At 64.6% G+C, this 18,795-nt stretch carries 18 protein-coding genes and 1 riboswitch; of the genes, 11 read left to right on the top strand and 7 right to left on the bottom strand.

What is annotated here, in order from left to right; all coding sequences use genetic code 11:
- Nucleotides 1-665 (bottom strand): helix-turn-helix domain-containing protein (locus tag OJJ21_RS01470; RefSeq protein ID WP_297682600.1); only part of this gene is annotated, 665 nt, incomplete at its 3' end.
- Between the two features lie 125 nt (nucleotides 666-790).
- Between OJJ21_RS01470 and OJJ21_RS01475 the strand changes: the two genes are divergently transcribed.
- From OJJ21_RS01475 to OJJ21_RS01495, 5 genes are all read left to right on the top strand, one after another.
- Nucleotides 791-2,122, top strand: coding sequence for an aromatic ring-hydroxylating dioxygenase subunit alpha (locus OJJ21_RS01475; protein ID WP_297682601.1), 1,332 nt, complete (start codon nucleotides 791-793; stop codon nucleotides 2,120-2,122).
- 27 nt (nucleotides 2,123-2,149) lie between these two features.
- A complete protein-coding gene (locus OJJ21_RS01480) occupies nucleotides 2,150-3,589 on the top strand; it encodes a glutamine synthetase family protein (protein ID WP_297682602.1) in 1,440 nt (479 codons plus the stop codon).
- Nucleotides 3,589-4,218 (top strand): TIGR02466 family protein, encoded by a 630-nt coding sequence (locus tag OJJ21_RS01485; RefSeq protein WP_297682603.1) that lies wholly within the window; start codon nucleotides 3,589-3,591, stop codon nucleotides 4,216-4,218. Before OJJ21_RS01480 ends, OJJ21_RS01485 begins: the two co-directional genes overlap by 1 nt.
- 125 nt (nucleotides 4,219-4,343) lie before the next feature.
- Nucleotides 4,344-5,456, top strand: a complete 1,113-nt coding sequence (locus OJJ21_RS01490) for an NADH:flavin oxidoreductase/NADH oxidase (protein WP_297682604.1) — start codon at nucleotides 4,344-4,346, stop codon at nucleotides 5,454-5,456.
- A 105-nt stretch (nucleotides 5,457-5,561) separates the two neighbouring features.
- Nucleotides 5,562-5,728, top strand: a riboswitch (FMN riboswitch).
- Between the two features lie 96 nt (nucleotides 5,729-5,824).
- Entirely contained in the window at nucleotides 5,825-6,355 is a 531-nt protein-coding gene (locus OJJ21_RS01495; RefSeq protein WP_297682605.1) for a 6,7-dimethyl-8-ribityllumazine synthase, read from the top strand.
- A gap of 110 nt (nucleotides 6,356-6,465) precedes the next feature.
- Here OJJ21_RS01495 and OJJ21_RS01500 read toward each other — a convergent pair whose 3' ends face one another.
- A complete protein-coding gene (locus OJJ21_RS01500) occupies nucleotides 6,466-7,620 on the bottom strand; it encodes an aminotransferase (protein ID WP_297682606.1) in 1,155 nt (384 codons plus the stop codon).
- A gap of 104 nt (nucleotides 7,621-7,724) precedes the next feature.
- Nucleotides 7,725-8,654, bottom strand: coding sequence for a LysR family transcriptional regulator (locus OJJ21_RS01505; RefSeq protein ID WP_297682607.1), 930 nt, complete (start codon nucleotides 8,652-8,654; stop codon nucleotides 7,725-7,727).
- A gap of 109 nt (nucleotides 8,655-8,763) precedes the next feature.
- On the opposite strand from OJJ21_RS01505, the gene OJJ21_RS01510 reads away from it, so the two are divergent.
- The gene (locus OJJ21_RS01510; protein ID WP_297682608.1) at nucleotides 8,764-9,507 is read left to right on the top strand and encodes an SDR family oxidoreductase; all 744 of its coding nucleotides are present in this window, start codon (nucleotides 8,764-8,766) and stop codon (nucleotides 9,505-9,507) included.
- Here OJJ21_RS01510 and OJJ21_RS01515 read toward each other — a convergent pair.
- Together OJJ21_RS01515 and OJJ21_RS01520 are read right to left on the bottom strand one after the other, a co-directional pair.
- On the bottom strand, nucleotides 9,504-10,307 hold the full coding sequence (locus OJJ21_RS01515) for a hypothetical protein (protein WP_297682609.1): 804 nt from the start codon (nucleotides 10,305-10,307) through the stop codon (nucleotides 9,504-9,506). The genes OJJ21_RS01510 and OJJ21_RS01515 overlap by 4 nt on opposite strands.
- 2 nt (nucleotides 10,308-10,309) lie before the next feature.
- Nucleotides 10,310-11,761, bottom strand: a complete 1,452-nt coding sequence (locus OJJ21_RS01520; RefSeq protein WP_297682610.1) for a DHA2 family efflux MFS transporter permease subunit — start codon at nucleotides 11,759-11,761, stop codon at nucleotides 10,310-10,312.
- Between the two features lie 222 nt (nucleotides 11,762-11,983).
- Between OJJ21_RS01520 and OJJ21_RS01525 the strand changes: the two genes are divergently transcribed.
- Together OJJ21_RS01525 and cydB are read left to right on the top strand one after the other, a co-directional pair.
- A complete protein-coding gene (locus OJJ21_RS01525; RefSeq protein WP_297682611.1) occupies nucleotides 11,984-13,390 on the top strand; it encodes a cytochrome ubiquinol oxidase subunit I in 1,407 nt (468 codons plus the stop codon).
- On the top strand, nucleotides 13,387-14,394 hold the full coding sequence (gene cydB, locus OJJ21_RS01530) for a cytochrome d ubiquinol oxidase subunit II (protein ID WP_297682612.1): 1,008 nt from the start codon (nucleotides 13,387-13,389) through the stop codon (nucleotides 14,392-14,394). The genes OJJ21_RS01525 and cydB overlap by 4 nt, the downstream gene beginning before the upstream one ends.
- Before the next feature lie 40 nt (nucleotides 14,395-14,434).
- On the opposite strand, the gene OJJ21_RS01535 is transcribed toward cydB, so the two are convergent.
- Both OJJ21_RS01535 and OJJ21_RS01540 read right to left on the bottom strand, forming a co-directional pair.
- The gene (locus tag OJJ21_RS01535) at nucleotides 14,435-15,190 is read right to left on the bottom strand and encodes an RluA family pseudouridine synthase (protein ID WP_297682613.1); all 756 of its coding nucleotides are present in this window, start codon (nucleotides 15,188-15,190) and stop codon (nucleotides 14,435-14,437) included.
- Between the two features lie 52 nt (nucleotides 15,191-15,242).
- Nucleotides 15,243-16,010 (bottom strand): hypothetical protein, encoded by a 768-nt coding sequence (locus OJJ21_RS01540; RefSeq protein WP_297682614.1) that lies wholly within the window; start codon nucleotides 16,008-16,010, stop codon nucleotides 15,243-15,245.
- Nucleotides 16,011-16,110: 100 nt separating this feature from the next.
- On the opposite strand from OJJ21_RS01540, the gene OJJ21_RS01545 reads away from it, so the two are divergent.
- From OJJ21_RS01545 to OJJ21_RS01555, 3 genes are all read left to right on the top strand, one after another.
- The gene (locus tag OJJ21_RS01545; RefSeq protein WP_297682615.1) at nucleotides 16,111-16,611 is read left to right on the top strand and encodes a GNAT family N-acetyltransferase; all 501 of its coding nucleotides are present in this window, start codon (nucleotides 16,111-16,113) and stop codon (nucleotides 16,609-16,611) included.
- 130 nt (nucleotides 16,612-16,741) lie between these two features.
- Nucleotides 16,742-17,443 (top strand): GntR family transcriptional regulator, encoded by a 702-nt coding sequence (locus OJJ21_RS01550; protein ID WP_297682616.1) that lies wholly within the window; start codon nucleotides 16,742-16,744, stop codon nucleotides 17,441-17,443.
- Between the two features lie 239 nt (nucleotides 17,444-17,682).
- Nucleotides 17,683-18,789 (top strand): TRAP transporter substrate-binding protein, encoded by a 1,107-nt coding sequence (locus tag OJJ21_RS01555; RefSeq protein WP_297682617.1) that lies wholly within the window; start codon nucleotides 17,683-17,685, stop codon nucleotides 18,787-18,789.
- Nucleotides 18,790-18,795 lie beyond the last annotated feature (6 nt).

The following is an 18,795-nucleotide window of genomic DNA, read 5'->3' on the forward strand; positions in this document are numbered from 1 at the left end:
ACCACGCGACCGTCGAACCGCCGCACCGGCACGGCCAGCGAACGGAAACCCAGTTCGGCTTCCTGATCCGACAGCGCGTAGCCGTCTTTCGCCACCCGGGCGAGGATGGCTTTCAGTTCGACCGGATCGGTCACGGTTTTCGGTGTCAGGGCCTGGACGCCGGCGGGCTCCGCGCCGGCAGCGGCCAGCAGCACGCGGCCGAGCGCCGAGCAGAAGGCCGGCACGCGGAAGCCGATGCCCGGCGCGGAAGACTGGAAACGCGGCGGCGAGGCATGTGCCACCATCACGGCATGTTCGCCAGCCAGTACGGCGGCCGAGCAGGCCTCGTCGAGTTCGTGGCACAGTGCATCGCAGGCAGTCTGCAATGCGGCAGCGTTACCCGCAGAACCAAGATAGGCGCCGGCCAGCCCCATCACCTGCGGGGTGAGACGGAACAGGCGGTCATCGCTCTCCAGATAGCCGAGCTGCTCCAGTGTATACAGCGCGCGGCGCACGGTGGCGCGCGGCAGATCCACGTTGCGCGCCACATCGCTCAGCGTCATTTGCGGCCGGCTGCCGTCGAAGGCGGTCAGCACGCTCAGGCCCCGCGCCAGCGCCTCGAGGAAATCCGGGCTGCGGCCGCTCTGCTGGCGCTTTTCGGCATCGGAATCGCGCAGGCGGGTCATGTCGAGGCCTCACTATGGTCTTGCTGTTAGCAACCGACAGCAGTAAAATCGCACATATGTTCGCTAGTCGGACATTCTCGGGCCTGTGGGAGGGCCCGTCAAGACGGAATGACGAGGGACCAGCCATGACCACGCACGATCAGAATATGCGCATGACCCGGGTCGGCCCGGGCCAGCCGGCCGGCAAGCTGCTGCGCCGCTACTGGCAGCCGGTTGCGCTGATCGAGGAACTGGACGATCTGCGTCCGGTCCGTCCGGTCAAGCTGATGGGCCAGGATTTCGTGCTGTTCCGCGACGAGCAGGGCCGCTACGGCATGCTGGATCGTGACTGCCCGCATCGGGGCGCCGATCTTGCCTTCGGCCGGCCCGAAGATGGTGGCCTGCGCTGTCCTTTCCATGGCTGGCTGTTCGATGTGAAGGGCAACTGCCTGCAGATGCCAGCCGAGCCTGAAGGCAGCAAGCTGTGTCAGCGCATCAAGCAGAAGAGCTATCCGGTGCAGCTGCGCAGCGGCATCCTGTTTGCCTACTTGGGCGAAGGCGAGCCGCCGGCGTTTCCCGATCTCGACTGTTTCGTTGCGCCCGACAGTCATGTCTTTGCCTTCAAGGGCCATATGGCCTGCAACTGGCTGCAGGCACTCGAAGTCGGCATCGATCCGGCGCATGCCTCTTTCCTGCACCGCTTCTTCGAGGACGAAGACCCTAATGCCAATTACGGCCGGCAATTCCGCGCCAATTCGGCCGATTCAGACATGCCGATGACCCGCGTGCTGCGCGAATTCGAGCGGCCCAGCATCGAGGTCGAGCGCACCGATTACGGCATGCGGCTGATCGCGCTACGCGAGATCAATGACAAGAACACGCATGTGCGCGTGACGAATCTTCTCTTCCCGCAGGCCTTTAATATTCCCTTGTCTGCCGAGATGACCATCACCCAGTGGCATATGCCGGTGGATGACGTGAACTGCTACTGGTTTGCCATTTTCACCAGCTTTTCCGGGCCGGTGAACAAGCAGCAGATGCGCGAGCAGCGGCTGCAGCTCTATACGCTGCCCGACTACATCCCGCGCCTGAACAAGTCGAACGACTACGGCTTCAACGCGATGGAACAGAAAACCCAGACCTATACCGGCATGGGCAACGACATCAACGTGCATGACCAGTGGGCGGTGGAAAGCCAGGGGCCGATCCAGGATCGTACCCGTGAGCATCTCGGCAGCACCGATAAGGCGATCATCAACTACCGCTCCATGCTGATGAAGGCGATCGACCAGGCGGAAAGCGGCAACGAACCGCCGCTGATGGTGCTGGATGAAACCGCCGCTCGCGCCATTCGCGGCCCGGTCACCATCGACGGCATTGCCCCGACGGCTACGTGGCGGGCATACTGGCGCGAGGCCGATGCGCGCAAACGCCAGGCCGCTCCGTGGCAGGCCCCTGCGCCTCTCGCGGCTGAATAAGACGCCAGCTTTCTTCGGGGGATTTTCGTGGAGCGTTTCGTCGACCAGCACGGCCTGTGGACGCCGGAGCAGCACAAGGCTGCCAAAGCCGTGGAGAAGGAGGTCGCCGAGCGTGGCCTCGGTGTGATCCGCTTCTCGTTTGCCGACCAGCACGGCATCCTGCGCGGCAAGACGGTGGTGGCCGAGGAACTCGGCAGCGCCATGCACAGCGGCGTCGGCTTCACGACGACGCTGCTGGCGAAAGACACCTCGCATCGCACGGTCTTCCCGGTCTTCACCAAGGGCGGCGGTTTCGGCCTGCCTGAGATGCAGGGCGCCGCCGATGTGCTGATGGTGGCCGATCCGACAACCTTCAAAGTATTGCCCTGGGCGCCGCATACCGGCTGGCTGCTCTGCGACCTCTATTTCGCCGATGGCCGTCCGGTGCCCTTCTCGACGCGCCAGCTCTATCGCGATGCGCTGAAGCGCGTGAATGACGCCGGCTACGACTATGTCGCCGGCCTGGAGGTCGAATTCCACGTTTTCAAGGTGGAAGACGCGAAGATGCGGCCCGAGGATGCCGGCCAGCCCGGCAATCCGCCGGAGGTCAGCCTGCTGACGCAGGGCTACAACTATCTCACCGAGCTGCGTTACGATCAGTATGACGAGATCTATGAAATCCTGCGCAAGGATATCCAGGCACTCGGCCTGCCGCTGCGCTCGATGGAAGTGGAATTCGGTCCGAGCCAGGCGGAATTCACCTTCCGCCCCGGCACCAATATGGAGTCCGCCGACACCATGGTGCTGTTCCGCTCGGCCGCCAAGCAGATCGCGCGCCGCCATGGCCACCATGTCACCTTCATGTGCCGGCCCAAGCTGCCGAACATCTTCTCGTCCGGCTGGCACCTGCATCAGTCGTTGGTCGATCGCAAGACGCAGAAGAACGCCTTCATCCCCACCGAGGACGGCCAGCCGCTGTCACAGCTCGGCCGGTACTTCCTCGCCGGCCTGCTCGAACATGCGCCGGCCTCGGCGGCTTTCGCGGCACCCACCATCAATGCCTATCGGCGTTACCGCCCCTATTCGCTGGCGCCCGACCGTGCCATCTGGGGCAAGGATAATCGCGGCGTGATGTGTCGCGTTCTGGGCGCCAAGGGCGATCCGGCCAGCCGCATCGAAAACCGGCTGGGCGAGCCCGCCGCCAATCCCTATCTCTACATGGCGTCGCAGCTGCTCGCCGGCATGGACGGCATGGCGAAGCAGGCCGAGCCGCCGCCATCAGCCGATACGCCTTACGAGACACCGGCACCGGCTTTGCCGCGTTCGCTGGAGGCGGCACTGGCAGCGCTGAAAGACAGCGCCTGCTATCGCGCCGGCTTCGGCGACACCTTTGTCGATTACTTCCTGCATATCAAGCAGGCCGAGATCGCGCGTTTCCTGCTGGACGTCAGCGACTGGGAACATCGCGAGTATTTCGAGCTGTTCTGATGCCGATGCTCAGTCTGTTTCCCACCCGCATCGAAGTCGCCCTGCTGAAAAAGCGTGGCCTGGACAGCTTCAACCGCGATCTCATCGATGTTTGCGAGTCGCTCCGTCTGGCCGATACCACCGGCCAGCGCTGGAGCGCCAGGAATTATCCCGGCGGCTATACGTCTTATGGCAGCCATGACCAGATGCATCGCATCTCAACAACATTTGCAGTGTTGGAAAAGGCGCTCGATCCGCAAGTGAAGGCTTATGCGCTGGCGCTGGGCTACGACCTGCGCGGCCGCAAGCTTTCGATGACCGACTGCTGGGTCAACATGATGGCCGGCGCGGTGACGCACAGCCTGCATCTGCATCCGCTCAGTTTCATCAGCGGGACTTACTATGTGCAGGTGCCGCGCGGCGCGGCGGCGATCAAGTTCGAGGACCCGCGGCTTGACCGCCTGATGGCGGCGCCGCCCCGGCGCGACGACCTGCCGCCGCGCGAGCGCCTGCATTTCAGCGTGAAGCCGAAGGCCGGGCAGGTCGTGTTGTTCGAAAGCTGGCTGCGCCACGAGGTGCCGCCGAGTTTCACGCTGCGGGAGCGCATTTCGATCAGCTTCAATTACGGCTGGAGCCAGACCAAGAAATAACGAACCGCTGGCGAGTGGACCAATGGGAACCAATTCAGACCCAATCAGGGGCGGGGCCTTGACCTTGGCCATGACTGCGCCATCCTGACCCGGCATCCGCAACCCAGCCCGAAGATATCCCGCCCATGTCCGCTTTGTTCGAACCGCTGCAGCTCCGCTCGGTGACGCTGCCCAATCGCATCGTGCTGTCGCCGATGTGCCAGTACAGCGCCATCGACGGCGTGCCGAATAACTGGCACCGCATCCATCTCGGTCGCTACGCCACGGCCGGACTTGGTCTCATCATTGCAGAAGCAACCCATGTGAATGCCCGCGCCCGCATCACGCCGGGCTGCCTCGGCCTGTATAATGCCGTGCAGGAAGCCGCTTTCGGCGAGATCGCTGCCGATGTGAAGCAGTTTGGCCCCACGCCCTTCGGCATCCAGCTGGCGCATGCCGGCCGCAAGGCCTCGGCCGACCTGCCTTGGCGCGGCGGTCTGGCCCTGCAGGGTCCGCTGGCCTGGCCCACCGTGGCGCCGAGTGCCATCCCGCATGATGCCGGCTGGCATATTCCGGCCGAACTGGATGACGAGGGCCTGGCCGAGGTGAAGCGCGACTTCGTCGTAGCGGCTCAGCGCGCCGACCGTGCCGGGGTCGATCTGATCGAGTTGCACGGCGCGCATGGCTACCTGTTTCACCAGTTCGTGTCGCCGATCTCTAACAGGCGCACGGACGGTTATGGCGGCAACCTGGAAAACCGCATGCGCTTCCCGCTCGAGGTGTTCGAGGCGTTGCGCGCGGTCTGGCCGAAGCACAAGCCGCTCGGCATGCGCATCACTGGCAGCGACTGGATGCCGAATGAAGGCCTGGAAATCGCCGATGCGATCCGGTTTGCCGCGCGGCTGAAGGAGCTCGGCGCCGATTTCGTCGATGTCAGCTCAGGCGGCGTCTCGGCCAGGCAGAAGATCACCACCGGGCCAGGCTATCAGGTGCATTTCGCCGAAGCCGTGAAAAAAGCCACTGGCATCGTCACCATGGCGGTCGGCATGATCACCGAATCCCAGCAGGCCGAAGCCATCGTCAAGGAAGGCAGGGCCGATCTGGTGGCAATGGCGCGTGGCCTGCTCAACGATCCCTACTGGGCCTGGCGGGCGGCCGATGCGCTGCAGGGCGAGGTGCATGTCGCGCCACAGTATCTGCGTGGGCGGGCACGGGGCGTCGATACGCCGCGCGAGTTGGTGCTCAAGGCTGTCCGGTGACGCCCCGGCTGACGTAACGGCAATCTTGTATCGCAGCAATCGCCTGCTTGCCGGACGGGCGCTCCCGTCCTATGCATGGTGTCAGGTCGCCGGATGGTCCGGCGGTCACGTTCTCAGGGCGGGGTGAAAGTCCCCACCGGCGGTATGCATGCGGGATGATCTCCCCATGCGAGCCCGCGAGCGCCTCCCGGCTTTCATGCGGTCGGCAGGGTCCAGCAGATTCGGTGCAAGGCCGAAGCCGACGGTTACAGTCCGGATGGAAGAGAGCGGTGAAGGACCATGCTGCTGGCATGCGACGCCTGTCGTGTGCCTGTCGCGTGTCGCCGGTACCGTGCGCCCTGATTCTGATGGCAGGAAAGGACGCCACCATGAATCAGCGCCTAGAACCTACTTTCTCCCCCGATTTCCGTGCTGCCGATATCAGTCTCGATGCGACTGGTAAGGATGCCAGGCGCGTCGCCTTCATCCAGGCCTGCTGGCATCGCGACATCGTTGATGAAGCCTGGGAGGCGTTTCTCCCCGAAATGGCCAGGGCCGGGCTGCGGCAGGGCAGCATCGAGCGTTTCGAGCTGCCCGGCGTATTCGAAATTCCGCTGCAGGCCAAGCTGCTGGCGAAAACCGGCCGCTATCATGCCATCGTCGCCGCCGGCTTCGTGGTCAATGGCGGCATCTATCGCCATGACTTCGTGTCGGCGGCGGTGATCGACGGCCTGATGCAGGTGCAGCTGGACACCGAAGTGCCGGTGCTCAGTTGCGTGCTGACACCGCATCATTTCCATGAGCATGACGAGCATCGCGCTTTCTTCCGCGACCATTTCAAGGTCAAGGGCCGCGAGGTGGCGGTGGCCTGTGCGGCGACGCTGCGCAATATCGGTGCGCTGCAGAAGGCGGCGGCTTAAGCGGTTATTACAGAACCGTCATGCCACGGCTTGGCCGTGGCATCCACGTTTTGCTTTTAAAAGAACTCGTGGATGCTCGGGCTAAGCCCGAGCATGGCGGATTCGAGCAATCAGCCCCGCTTCACGAACTTCGCGATACGCTCCACCGCGCCATCCAGCTTGTCGGTGGTCTTGGCGAAGCAGAAGCGCACCACGCTGCGCACCTGGTCCTCGCTGTAAAACGCGCTGACCGGAATCGCCGCCACTTTCGCCTGTTCCACCATGCGCAGGCAGAAGGCGGCATCGTCGATGTCGTTCGCAATCGTCGACAGATCGACATTGAGGAAATAGGTCGCCCGGCTCGGCAGCACGGTCAGGCCGGCCTCGGTCAGACCCTTGGCGAAACGGTCGCGCGCGGTCTGCAGATCCTGGCGCATGCCGAGGAAATAGTCGTCGCTCTTTTCCAGGCCATAGGCCACCGCGGCCTGCAGGTTCGGCGGCGTGGTGAAGGTGACATACTGATGCGCCTTGGCCAGCACCTTCATGATCGCCGGCGCGGCGCAGACGAAGCCGACCTTCCAACCGGTCAGCGAGAAAATCTTGCCGGCCGAGCCGATCTTGATGCAGCGCTCGCGCAAACCGGGCAGCGCAATCAGCGGCTGGTGCTGCAGGCCGTCGAACAGCACATGCTCCCAGACCTCGTCGCAGATCGCGATGGCATTGTGCTTCACCAGATAGCGGCCGAGCAGGTCGAGGTCTTCGCGTGGGAACACGCTGGCCGTCGGATTCAGCGGGTTGTTGAAGATCACCGCGCGGGTCTTCGGCGAGAAGGCGGCCTGCAACGCGGCCTCGTCGATACGCCAGTGCGGCGGGCGCAGGGTGACGAATTTCGGCACGCCGCCGGCGCGCTTCACCAGCGGCAGATAGGCGTCATACATCGGCTGGAACAGCACGACCTCGTCGCCCGGCTCGATCAGCGCCAGCAGGCTGTCGGCCAGCGCCTCGGTGGCGCCCGAGGTGATCATCACCTCGCTCTGCCAGTCGAGGTCGAGCCGGTGGAACCGCCTGTAATGCTCGGCCACCGCCTGGCGCAGTTCGGGCAGGCCCATCATCGGCGGATACTGGTTCCAGCCCGAAAGCACGGCCTGCGCCGCCTTGGCGCGCACGTCTTCCGGCCCCGGATCGTCGGGAAAGCCCTGGCCGAGATTGATCGCATCATGCTGGCCGGCAAGCCGCGACATGGTCTCGAAGATGGTGGTGGGCGCGTCGGCGAAAATCGGGTTCATGCCAGATAGTCCGGTAAAGTCGCGTGGAATGGGGGGGTGTTGCGGGCCGCTGGATTAGCATGGCGGTCGCGGGGACGCCATTCCCGCCGGGTTAACACGAAGGGTTAAAGGCGCCCGTCCGCTTCGGCCCTGCGGAAGGTTTCGGCCAGGAATTCGACGAAGACGCGCACCCGGGCCGAGAGCTGGCGGTGCGCCGGATAGACGGCGGAAACCGGCATCGGTGCCGGCCGCCAGGGCTGCAGGATTTCGCGCAGGCGACCGCTCTGCAGATGCTCCATGACATGGTACCGCGGCAACTGGATGATGCCGAGGCCGGCCAGGCAGGCGGCGGCATAGGCATCGGCGTCGTTCACCGCCACCAGGTTCGGCAGCATAACGACGCGGTTCTCGCCATCGATGGTGAAATCCAGCGATTCATGCCGCCCGGTCGCCATCGACATGTAGCTGACCGCCCAGTGGGGAGTCTTGTGGTTGCCGCGATGCAGTTCGTCGGGATGTCGGGGTTCGCCATGGCGGGCCAGGTAATCGGCACTGGCCACGGTCACCTGCTGCATCTGAGTGATGCGCCGCGCCACCAGGCTGGAATCCGGCAATGGCCCGCTGCGGAGCGCGCAGTCGACGCCCTCGCGGATCAGGTCGACCGGCCGGTCGCCGAAACCGAGTTCGAGCCGCAGCTCCGGATGGCGGGCGAAAAAATCCGGCAGGGCCGGGATGATGAAGCGGCGCGCCACGGTGCCCTGCAGGGCGACACGCAGGGTGCCGCGCGGGCTGCCGCCGGCCTGCTGGAACACGGATTCGGTTTCGTCCAGGTCGGCCAGCAGCCTGGTGCAGCGCTGGTAATAGGCCTCGCCGTCCAGCGTGGTGCGCACGCTGCGGGTGGTGCGCTCCAGCAGCCGGGCCTGCAGCCTGGCCTCCAGCTGCTTGATCGCATGGGTGACGGTGGCGCGCGGCAACTGCAGGTCGTCGGCGGCAGCCGTAAAGCTGCCCAGCTCGACGATGCGGGTGAACAGCCGCATGGCGTGAAAGCGGTCCATATCTATTGTTTATAATAATTGAATAATAATGGCAATAATTGGTTATTTATTCCATTTACTCTAAGGCGCATATCGAAGGTGTCCGACCCACTGATTCAGGAGCCTTCCCATGACTACGTCTCATCGTGTTGCGATCGTCACCGGCGGGTCGCGCGGCATTGGCGCTGCGATCTCAGAAAAGCTCGCCGCCAGCGGCCATGCCGTGGTGATCAACTATGCCAGCCGCGCCGACGAAGCCGAGAAGCTGGCGCTGAAGATTGCCGAAGCCGGCGGCCGCGCCATCGCCGTGAAAGGCGATGTGGCCGATTCCGCCGCTATGACCGCGCTGTTCGATGCCGCCGAGAAAACCTTCGGCGCGGTCGATGTGCTGGTCGCCAATGCCGGCGTGCTGGATGCCCGTTTGCCGAAAATCGGTGAGACGGCAGAGGCCGATTTCGACCGAACATTTGCCGTCAACGTGAAGGGCGTGTTCAACCTGATGCAGCTGGCTGCGAAACGCCTGCGCGATGGCGGCCGCATCGTCACGCTGTCGTCCAGCGTGCTGGCGATGAACCTGCCGGGCTACGGCGTTTATGCCGCCAGCAAGGCCGCCGTCGAAACGCTGTCGCGCTTTCTGGCGCATGAACTGCGCGGACGGCAGATCACGGTGAACACGGTGGCGCCAGGCCCGGTGGCGACCGAGCTGTTCTTCGCCGGCAAGAGCGAGGAGCGCGTCGCGCAGCTGGCGAAAATCCCGCCGCTGGAGCGGCTCGGCCAGCCGGATGATATCGCCAGTGTGGTCGACTTCCTGGTCAGCCAAGCGGGCGGCTGGATCAACGGCCAGCTGCTGCGTGCCAATGGTGGTGCGATTTAAACTGTCTTTCGCAGGTGGCGCCGGCGCAGCAGCGCCAGCGTCACCGCGATGCCGAGTGATCCCGTGATGCCAAGTGTGAAGGCCAACAGCGCGCCGATCTCGGTGCCCAGCAGCGCGAGGCTGAGGAAAAACGGCATATGGCTGACTAGGCCGATCTCGGTGGCGCGCAATGCAGCGCGGATGCCGGCGTCTTCCAGCCGGCGCGGGATAAACCAGCAGACAGTGAGCAGGGCCACCGGGAAGGAGGCGAAGATGCCAGCCACAGTCGGTCCGAGCAGATGCGCCAGCCCGCTTACCGCCGCCACCAGCAGTCCGGCAGTGGCGCCGCGCAGCACGATCTCACTCCAGGGCGAGCGGCCGCGTGCCGCCGGCGCCGTCATCGGCACGCGGCGCGCGGCCAGCCAGGCAATAAGGCCGGTCGCGGCCAGGATGCCGAGCGAGATCCACAGCGCCGCGGGGAGGCTGCGGATCAGCAGTCCGGTGGCGAACCAGGCCGTGAGGCCGCCCAGCAGCGCCAGTGGCATCGGCGCGCGGCCGACCAGGGCGATCACGCAGACGAGAAACAGCAGCACGGCGCCGAGGGTGGCCAGGCTGCCGAGGGCAGCCTGTGCCACGAAGACGGGCTCGTGATGCAGGATGATAAACAGATAGGCCGGCGCGGTGACGATCGGCAGCGCCAGCACGATGCCACCGATGAAGGGCGAGCTGCGCTCCATCAGCGCCACCACACCGCCGACGAAGCCGGCGGTGGCCAGGCCGCGCGCGGCCATGGCAAGAAGGGTGAAATCGATCCCGGACATGGCTAGCGCCTGGAATCATCCCGCCCAAGATCGTCGGGCTGGGGCGGCGTGCCCTGACTGAGTCGCTGGGTCGGCGCCACCAGATGATGACCGCTGACCTCGGCGCCGGCATCGGCCGGCAGGCGCCAGAAGATGATGGTCGACAGCATGGCCGTGATGCCGACGGTGAAGAAGGCCGGCATGAAACTGTCGGCCCTGATCTGCTCGACACCGCCGCTGAAGCTGACCGTGGCATGCAGCACCATGGCGCCAACCGCCACGCCGACTGACAATGACAGCTGCTGCATCATCGAGGTGAAGCTGGTAGCGCGGCTCATGCGCTCGTTAGGGATATCGGCGATCGTCAGCGTGTTGGTGCTGGTGAATTGCAGCGAACGGAAAAAACCGCCGAACAGCAGCAGGCCAAGCATCACGGCATGCGGTGTGTCAGGGCGGAACAGGCCGCAGACGGCGATGAAAAGCCCACACAGAACTGCATTGCCGATCAGCACGCGGCGAAAGCCGAAGCGGCGCAGGATCGGCCCCGCCGCCATCTTCATGGTCAGCGCACCGGCCGCCGAAACGAAGGTGATCATGCCGGATTCGAAAGCCGACAGGCCGAAGCCGAGCTGCAGCATCAGTGGCAGCAGGAAAGGCAGGGCGCCAACGCCGATACGGAACAGGAAGGCACCGCTCATGCCGGCACGGAAAGTCGGCACCTTCAGCAGCGACAGATCGATCAGCGGATGTGGATGCCGCCGGGCATGGCGCAGGTAAAGTCCGATGCCAATAGCGCCGATAATGAGCAGGCCGGCCACGGCGGCATCAGGCAGCAGGCCGCGGCCGATGGTCTCGAAGCCGAAGACCAGGCCGCACAGGCCGAAGGCCGACATCAGGAAACCGCGCCAGTCGAGCGGCGGCACCTGCTGCTCGCGGATATTGGGGATGTAAAGCGTCACCAGGATGACACCGAGCACGCCGATCGGCAGGTTGATCCAGAAGATCCAGCGCCAGGACAGATAGGTGGTGAGGAAACCGCCCACCGGCGGCCCGATCACCGGACCGATCAGTGCCGGCACGGTGAGCCAGGCCATCGCGCGCACCAGATCCGATTTCGCGGTCGAGCGCAGAATCACCATGCGGCCGACCGGCACCATCATGGCGCCGCCCAGACCCTGCAGCACGCGGGCGCCGACCAGGGTCCAGAAGGAATCGGCCAGGCCGCAGAGCAGGGAACCAATGGTGAAGACGATGATGGCGGCGCGGAAGACAGTGCGGGCGCCGAAGCGGTCGGCCACCCAGCCGCTGACCGGGATGAACACCGCAAGGCTGAACAGATAAGAGGTGATCGCCAGGTTGAGCTTGAGCGGGCTTTCGCCCAGCGAGGCGGCAATGCTGGGCAGGGCCGTGGCCAGCACACTGGAATCGAGGTTCTCCATGAACAGCGCGCAGGCAACAATCAGGGGAATCAGCATGACAACCGGCTGGCGCGAAGCGGAGAACGAGAGACGGGAGCGAAAGTTATAGCAGACTGCCAGTATCGCCAGTCCTGCGAAGCCTGCAAGGCTCGCATGATTGGAGGGCAGAGCGGCTGCGGCAATTCGCGCCTGCAGCATCGCATTGACCGCAGCAAGGCTGCACGGTTTTCTTTGGTAGCCGTCCGAAACGGCCTTAGCATGTCCGCGGAGGATCTGCCGATGCAAGCCCTGCTCGATCCCGTCTTTCTGGCCCGGTTGCAGTTCGCCTTCACAGTCTCGTTCCATATTATCTTTCCGGCCTTCACCATCGGACTGGCCAGCTATCTGGCCGTGCTCGAGGTGCTGTGGCTCGCCACTGGCCGCGATGTCTACATGCAGGTCTTCAAATTCTGGGTGAAGATTTTCGCCGTCACCTTCGGTATGGGCGTCGTGTCGGGCATCGTGATGAGCTACCAGTTCGGCACCAACTGGGCGGTGTTTTCCGACAAGGCCGGACCGGTGATCGGCCCGCTGATGGGTTACGAGGTGATGTCGGCCTTTTTCCTTGAGGCCGGCTTCCTCGGCGTGATGCTGTTCGGCATGAAGCGCGTCGGCAGGGGGCTGCATTTCTTCGCCACCGCCATGGTCGCCTTCGGCACCTTCATCTCAGCCTTCTGGATTCTTGCCGTGAACAGCTGGATGCAGACGCCGGCCGGCTATGCGATCGCGCCGAATGGCCAGTTCGTGCCGGAAGACTGGTGGACGGTGATCTTCAATCCGTCCTTCCCCTACCGGCTGGTGCATATGGTACTGGCAGCCTATCTCACCACCGCCTTCGTGGTCGGCGCCGTCGGTGCCTGGCACCTGTTGAAAGACAAAACCAACACACCGGCCCGGGTGATGTTCTCGATGGCGATGTGGATGGCCGCCATCGTGGCGCCGATCCAGATCGTCGCCGGTGACTTCCACGGGCTGAACACGCTGCAGCATCAGCCGGCCAAGATCGCCGCGATGGAAGGCCATTACGAAGAAAGTATCCGCGGCGCACCGCTCTATCTGTTCGGCCTGCCCGACAACGAGGCGGGCGAAACCAAATACGCCATCGGCATCCCGAAACTCGGTAGCCTGATCCTGACTCATGACTGGGAGGGCGAACTGAAGGGCCTGAAGGCCTTTCCGCGCGAGGACTGGCCACCCACGCCGGTGGTGTTCTGGAGCTTTCGCATCATGGTCGGCCTGGGCGTGCTGATGGCGGCGCTGGGCCTGATCAGCCTGGTGATGCGCTTCGGCGGACATATTTACAGAAACGCCTGGCTGCATCGCGCGGCATTGCTGATGGGGCCGAGCGGCTTCGTTGCCGTGCTGGCCGGCTGGGTCACCACCGAGGTCGGTCGTCAGCCCTATACGATCTATGGCCTGCTGCGTACGGTCGATTCCGTGTCCCCGATCGGTCTGCCCGGGGTCTCGGCGTCGCTGATCGCCTTCATCATCGTCTATTTCATCGTCTTCGGCGCCGGGGTGTTCTACCTGCTGCGCCTGATGGGCAAGGTGCCGGGTGCGGCACCGGATGAACCCATCGCCAATGCCCCCCTGCGCAGTGCCGGCATCGTGCCAGGACCCGCCATGCAGCACGGAGACAGGCCATGACACTCGATCTTCCGCTGATCTGGGCCGGGCTGATTGCGTTTGCCGTACTCGCCTATGTGGTATTGGATGGTTTCGATCTCGGCATCGGCATGCTGTTCCCGCTGTTTAAAAAAGAACGCGAGCGCGACGTGCTGATGAATTCGGTGGCGCCCGTGTGGGACGGCAACGAAACCTGGCTGGTGCTCGGCGGCGGCGGCCTGCTGGCGGCATTTCCGCTGGCCTACGCCATCATCCTGCCCGCGCTCTACATGCCGATCACGATCATGCTGCTCGGTCTGATCTTCCGTGGCGTCGCCTTCGAATTCCGCTGGCGCACGGTGCGCTGGAAGCCGGTCTGGGACTGGAGCTTCACACTCGGCTCGCTGGCGGCCAGCTTCATGCAGGGCATTGCGCTCGGCGGCCTGATCCAGGGCATCAGGGTGGCCGATCGCGCCTATGCCGGCGGCTGGTGGGACTGGCTCACGCCCTTCAGTATCCTCACCGGCATTGCCGTGGTGGTCGGCTACTGCCTGCTTGGCGCCTGCTGGCTGGTGATCAAGACCGAGGGGGACATCCAGAACCGCTGCTACGATCTCGGGCGCAAGCTCAGCATCGCGCTGGTGGTGCTGATCGGCCTGGTCAGCCTGTGGACGCCATTCCTCGGCGAGCAGTTCCTCAGCAGGTGGTTCACCTGGCCGAATATCGCGCTCACTGCACCGATGCCGATCCTGGTGCTGGTCGCGGCCGGCGCGCTGTGGCGTGGCCTGCATGATTACAGCCGGCCGATGCAGCCGTTTCTTTCGGCACTGGCGCTGTTCGTGCTGTCTTACATCGGGCTCGGCATCAGTTTCTGGCCACTGATGGTGCCGCCCTCGATCACCTTCTACGACGCGGCGGCACCCGATGTTTCGCTCGGCTTCTTGCTGGTCGGCGCAGTGATCCTGCTGCCGATTATCCTGGCCTATACCGCCTATGCCTATTACGTGTTCCGCGGCAAGGTCGATCCCCATGCCCACTACCACTGAACACAAGCCCGTCTGGCAGAGAGTGCTGTGGTTCGTCGCCCTATGGGCGGGCGGCGTGCTGACCGTTGCCGCCATCGGCTACGGCATCAAGCTGGCGCTCAGGGTTTGACGCCGGCACCCAGCCGCAGGCCTGCAGGACCGCCTGCATATGTGCCGGCGGTTCGGCCGTCACGCTGACGGCGGCGCGCGACGGATACAGCGGCAGCACAATCGCACGGCTGTGCAGATGCAGGGTCAGCGGCTTTTCCAGCGCCGCATCGCCATATTGCGCATCACCCAGCAGAGGCGCGCCGAGCGAGGCGAGGTGCACGCGGATCTGGTGCGTGCGGCCGGTGCGCGGATGGCATTCGATCCAGCAGCTGCCGTCAGCCGCCTTGCCCAGCACGCGATAATCGGTCACGGCATGCTGGCCGTCTTCGGCAATCGCCATATGCCAGCCGCCGGTTTTGGTGCTGAGCTTCTTCAGGGGCGCGTCGACGCGGCCCTCGCTCTGTGCCGGCGCATGGCGTGTCACCGCCCAGTAGGTCTTGTCCACCTTGCCGTCCTGGAACAGCTTGCCCAGCTTGCGCAACGCCTTCGGGTGCCGGCCGAGTACCAGGCAGCCCGAGGTGTCGCGGTCGAGCCGGTGCGCCAGCGACGGCGCCTTGGGCAGGCCGAAGCGCAGCCAGTTCAGATGCCGTTCCAGGTTGTCGCCGCCGCCGGGCCCGGCATGCACCGGCAACCCGGCCGGTTTGTCGATCACCAGCATCAGGCCGTCGCGATAGAGCAGGCGCTTTTCCAGTTCGGCGGCGTTCATGCCGCAGGGGTGCCGCAGATGTGCCGGGAGGTCAAGGGGATATGGGCATTCCTTATGGAATAGCGATGGTCTTCTCGGCGCAGCCGCGATAAAGACGGTCCTGCAACCGCACTTCCGCAGTATAGGGATAATTCCGGCTCGCCATGGTGTCGCCGCAGTCCTGCGTGCTGATCGTGACGTCCAGCTGGCCGTTTTCGCCATCCAGCACCCAGGTTTGACGGTTGCTTGCGATGCTCGGCTGCTGCAGGCGATAGCTCTGCGGCAGCTCGCCGAGCCGATCGAAGATCACATTGTCGCCGCTGATGCGCAGGCTCCAGAACGGCTCGTTGCCGAAGGCTCGCCAGCCGGTCTCCGCCGCCGCATTCGGCGGCGGGCAGTCTGGCGTGAAATAGGTCAGCCAGCCGAGCAGTCGGCCGGTGCCGCTCAGTACCGGCTGCGGCGTGCCGCACCGCATGTAGGGTTCGGGCATGCTGGCCGGCGTGAAAGCCGGGCCGCGCACGCGCTGTGGCGTGGCCGCCGTCAGTGTCGGCGCCGGATGGCCGGTCGTGCCGGTGCTGCATTCATACAGGCTGTGATCGGCGCCGCGCAGCCGCACCAGAATCATGCCGTGATTCTGCGGTACCGCATCGGTGGCATAGGCCGGCTGCACCGGATGGGCCGCCAGGCAGGCGGTGAGGCCGCTGTATATATCGGGCAGGAAGCGGCCCCAATCCTGCGATTCCCGGCTCTGTCGGGTCAGCACGATGCGGTCGGGCGTGTTTTGCCCGGCACAGCCGGCAAGCAGTGCGAGGGCGGTAAAGGCGAGGATTGCACGTTTCATACAGGCATCCAGACAAACCATTGCGGCGCCAATGCGGCGCGCCGGCAATGGTTGCCTGTGAAAACGCGGCTTTCTAGGCTCTGGTTCCGGAGGGTGTTTCATGTCCTTGCCTGCTTCCGTCACATTGCACACCTATAGCCCCGATACCCTGGCGGCGGTGCGGGCGCTGCATGCGCTGGCTTTCCGACAGTTGGCCGCCGGCCATCACGATGAAAGCCAGATCGCCGCCCATGAAGCCCTGATCGCGGCACCGGATTACGCCGCCGATCTCGCCCGCTCCCACCTGATCCTGGCCCGCCATGGCGAGGACGGCCTGATCGCCACCGCCGGCTGGCTGGCCCTGGAGGATCGTCCGCACACGGCCCGCATCCGCAAGGTGTTCGTGCATCCCGGCTGGGCCCGGCGCGGCCTCGCCACCGCCCTGGTGCGCGCGGCCGAGCAGGCCGCTGCGACTGCCGGTTATCCGAATCTGTATGTGCGTGCCAATATCAACGCCGTGCCGCTGTATGCCGCGCTGGGCTACCGCGCCGAGGCACAGGGCCTGATGCCGGCCGGCAAGGCCGAACTGCCGGTGGTCTATATGTCCAGGCCAGCCGGCTGAGGCAGCAGCAATATTACGCAGATTTTGCGCCCCGCCGCGGCGGGCTTCCGCTATCCTGCCCGCAATGCGGCGACCGCACGGATAAGGGCGGCGGCGCAGATCGGGGGAAACAGTCACGGATTGCAGGGTCATGAATACGGCTGCCATCACAGCAGATGCCATGAACGGCGGCGTGCGCCGCTCGCAGACACGCCGCGCCTATGACGAGCTCAAGCGTCGCATTCTCGACAACGAACTACCGCCCGGCACCCAGGCGCTGGAGCAGCAGGCCGCCGAATGGCTCGGCATGAGCCGCACACCGGTGCGCGAGGCGCTGATCCGGCTGGCGCAGGAAGGCATGGTCGAGGTGCGGCCGCGCCATGGCATGCGTGTCCTGCCGATCGCCATTGCCGATCTTCGTGATATCTACGACCTGCTCGCCGGCCTGGAAGCCACGGCTGCCGATATCATCGCACGGCGCGGCCTGCAGCCGGCCGAGACGGCCGAACTGGACGGCCTGCTGGCCGAGACGACGGCGGCGCTGGCGCGCGACGACCTGGCGCTGTGGGCCGAAGGCGATGCGCGGTTTCATCGCCGGTTGGTCGAGATGTCGTGCAATCAGCGCCTGATCCTGATGGTGGAAACCATCCGCGAGCAGTCGCACCGTGCACGCATGGCGACCTTGCGGCTGCGGCCCAAGCCGGTGGCCTCGAATGAAGAGCATGCCGCGCTGGTTGCCGCCCTGCGCCGGCGCGATGCCGAGGCGGCGGTGAAACTGATTCGCGCCCATCGGCTGCGTTCGGCCCGGCTGCTGATCGATCTGCTGGAGCACCACGGCCTCGATCAGCTCTGACGGGCGGCGTTGCCGCGCGGCATTCTGTGCATCTGCCGAGATAAGCGGCAAGCCGATGCCGGAACCTATTGCGGCCCTGCCGGATTGGTTCACTTTGCATGGGTAACGCGGCACAAAAACAACGGCGTACCAATTTCGAGGCAACGTATACGCAGTGGCATATCGATTGCATACCTGAGCAGGTCTTTCGCCGAAGCGCAGCAGTCGCTTCGGCACCACTCGGACCCATGAGGTATGCCATGAAACGTCGTTCCTTCGTCAAGGCCGGTCTGATCGGCGGTGCCGCCGCCGCCACCTTCGCCAGGCCGAATATCGCCACGGCGCAGGGCAAGACCTTCCAGTGGAAGATGACCAACGCCTATGGCCCCGGCTCGCCTTTCTATGTCGCCGGTCCGGGCAGTCCGACCGATTTCTGCGAGATGGTGAAGAAGATGTCGGGCGGTCGCCTGACCATCCAGCATTTCGCCGCCGGCGAACTGATTCCCGCACTGGAAGGCTTCGATGCGGTGTCCAAGGGCATCGTCGAGATGAATGCGGCCAACAGCTATTTCTGGGCCGGCAAGATTCCCGCCGCGCAGTATTTCACCACCGTGCCGTTCGGCCTGAATTTCCAGGGCATGACCGCCTGGCTGTATCACGGCGGCGGCCAGAAGCTGTGGGAAGAGCTGTATGCGCCCTTCGATCTAGTGCCGATGGCGATGGGCAATACCGGCGTGCAGATGACCGGCTGGTATCGCAAGCCGATCACCGGCATCGAGGATTACAAGGGCCTGAAGATGCGCATCCCGGGTCTGGCGGGCAAGGTCTATGCTGCGCTCGGCGTCGATGTGAAGCTGCTGCCGGGTGGCGAAATCTTCCCAGCCCTGGAGCGCGGCGTGATCGATGCGGCCGAATTCGTCGGCCCGTATCAAGACCGTCGCCTCGGTCTGCACAAGGCGGCGAAGTTCTATTACACCACCGGCTGGCATGAGCCCTCCAACGTCACTGAGCTGATCGTCAACAAGAAGGCCTGGGATTCGCTGCCGCCCGACCTGCAGGAAATCGTGCGCGCCGCCGCCGCCGCCTGCAACACCATCAGTCATACCTGGTGCGAAGCGACCAATGCCGAGGCGCTGGACGATCTGGTGAAGAACCAGGGTGTCACGGCGCAGCCGCTGCCGCCGCAGATCGTCGCCAGGCTGAAGGAAGTCACCGAGACCGTGCTGAACGAAGGTGCGGCCAAGGATGCCTCGATCAAGAAGGTGCATGATGCTTTCATGGCCTTCAAGGCCAACCACGACAAATGGGCCGGTATCTCTGAGTCGGTCTATCAGACGCAGATTCGCGGCCAGCTCACCAAGGCATAATATTTT

This window comes from Ferrovibrio sp. (genome assembly GCF_025869515.1).
Classification (GTDB): Bacteria; Pseudomonadota; Alphaproteobacteria; order Ferrovibrionales; family Ferrovibrionaceae; genus Ferrovibrio.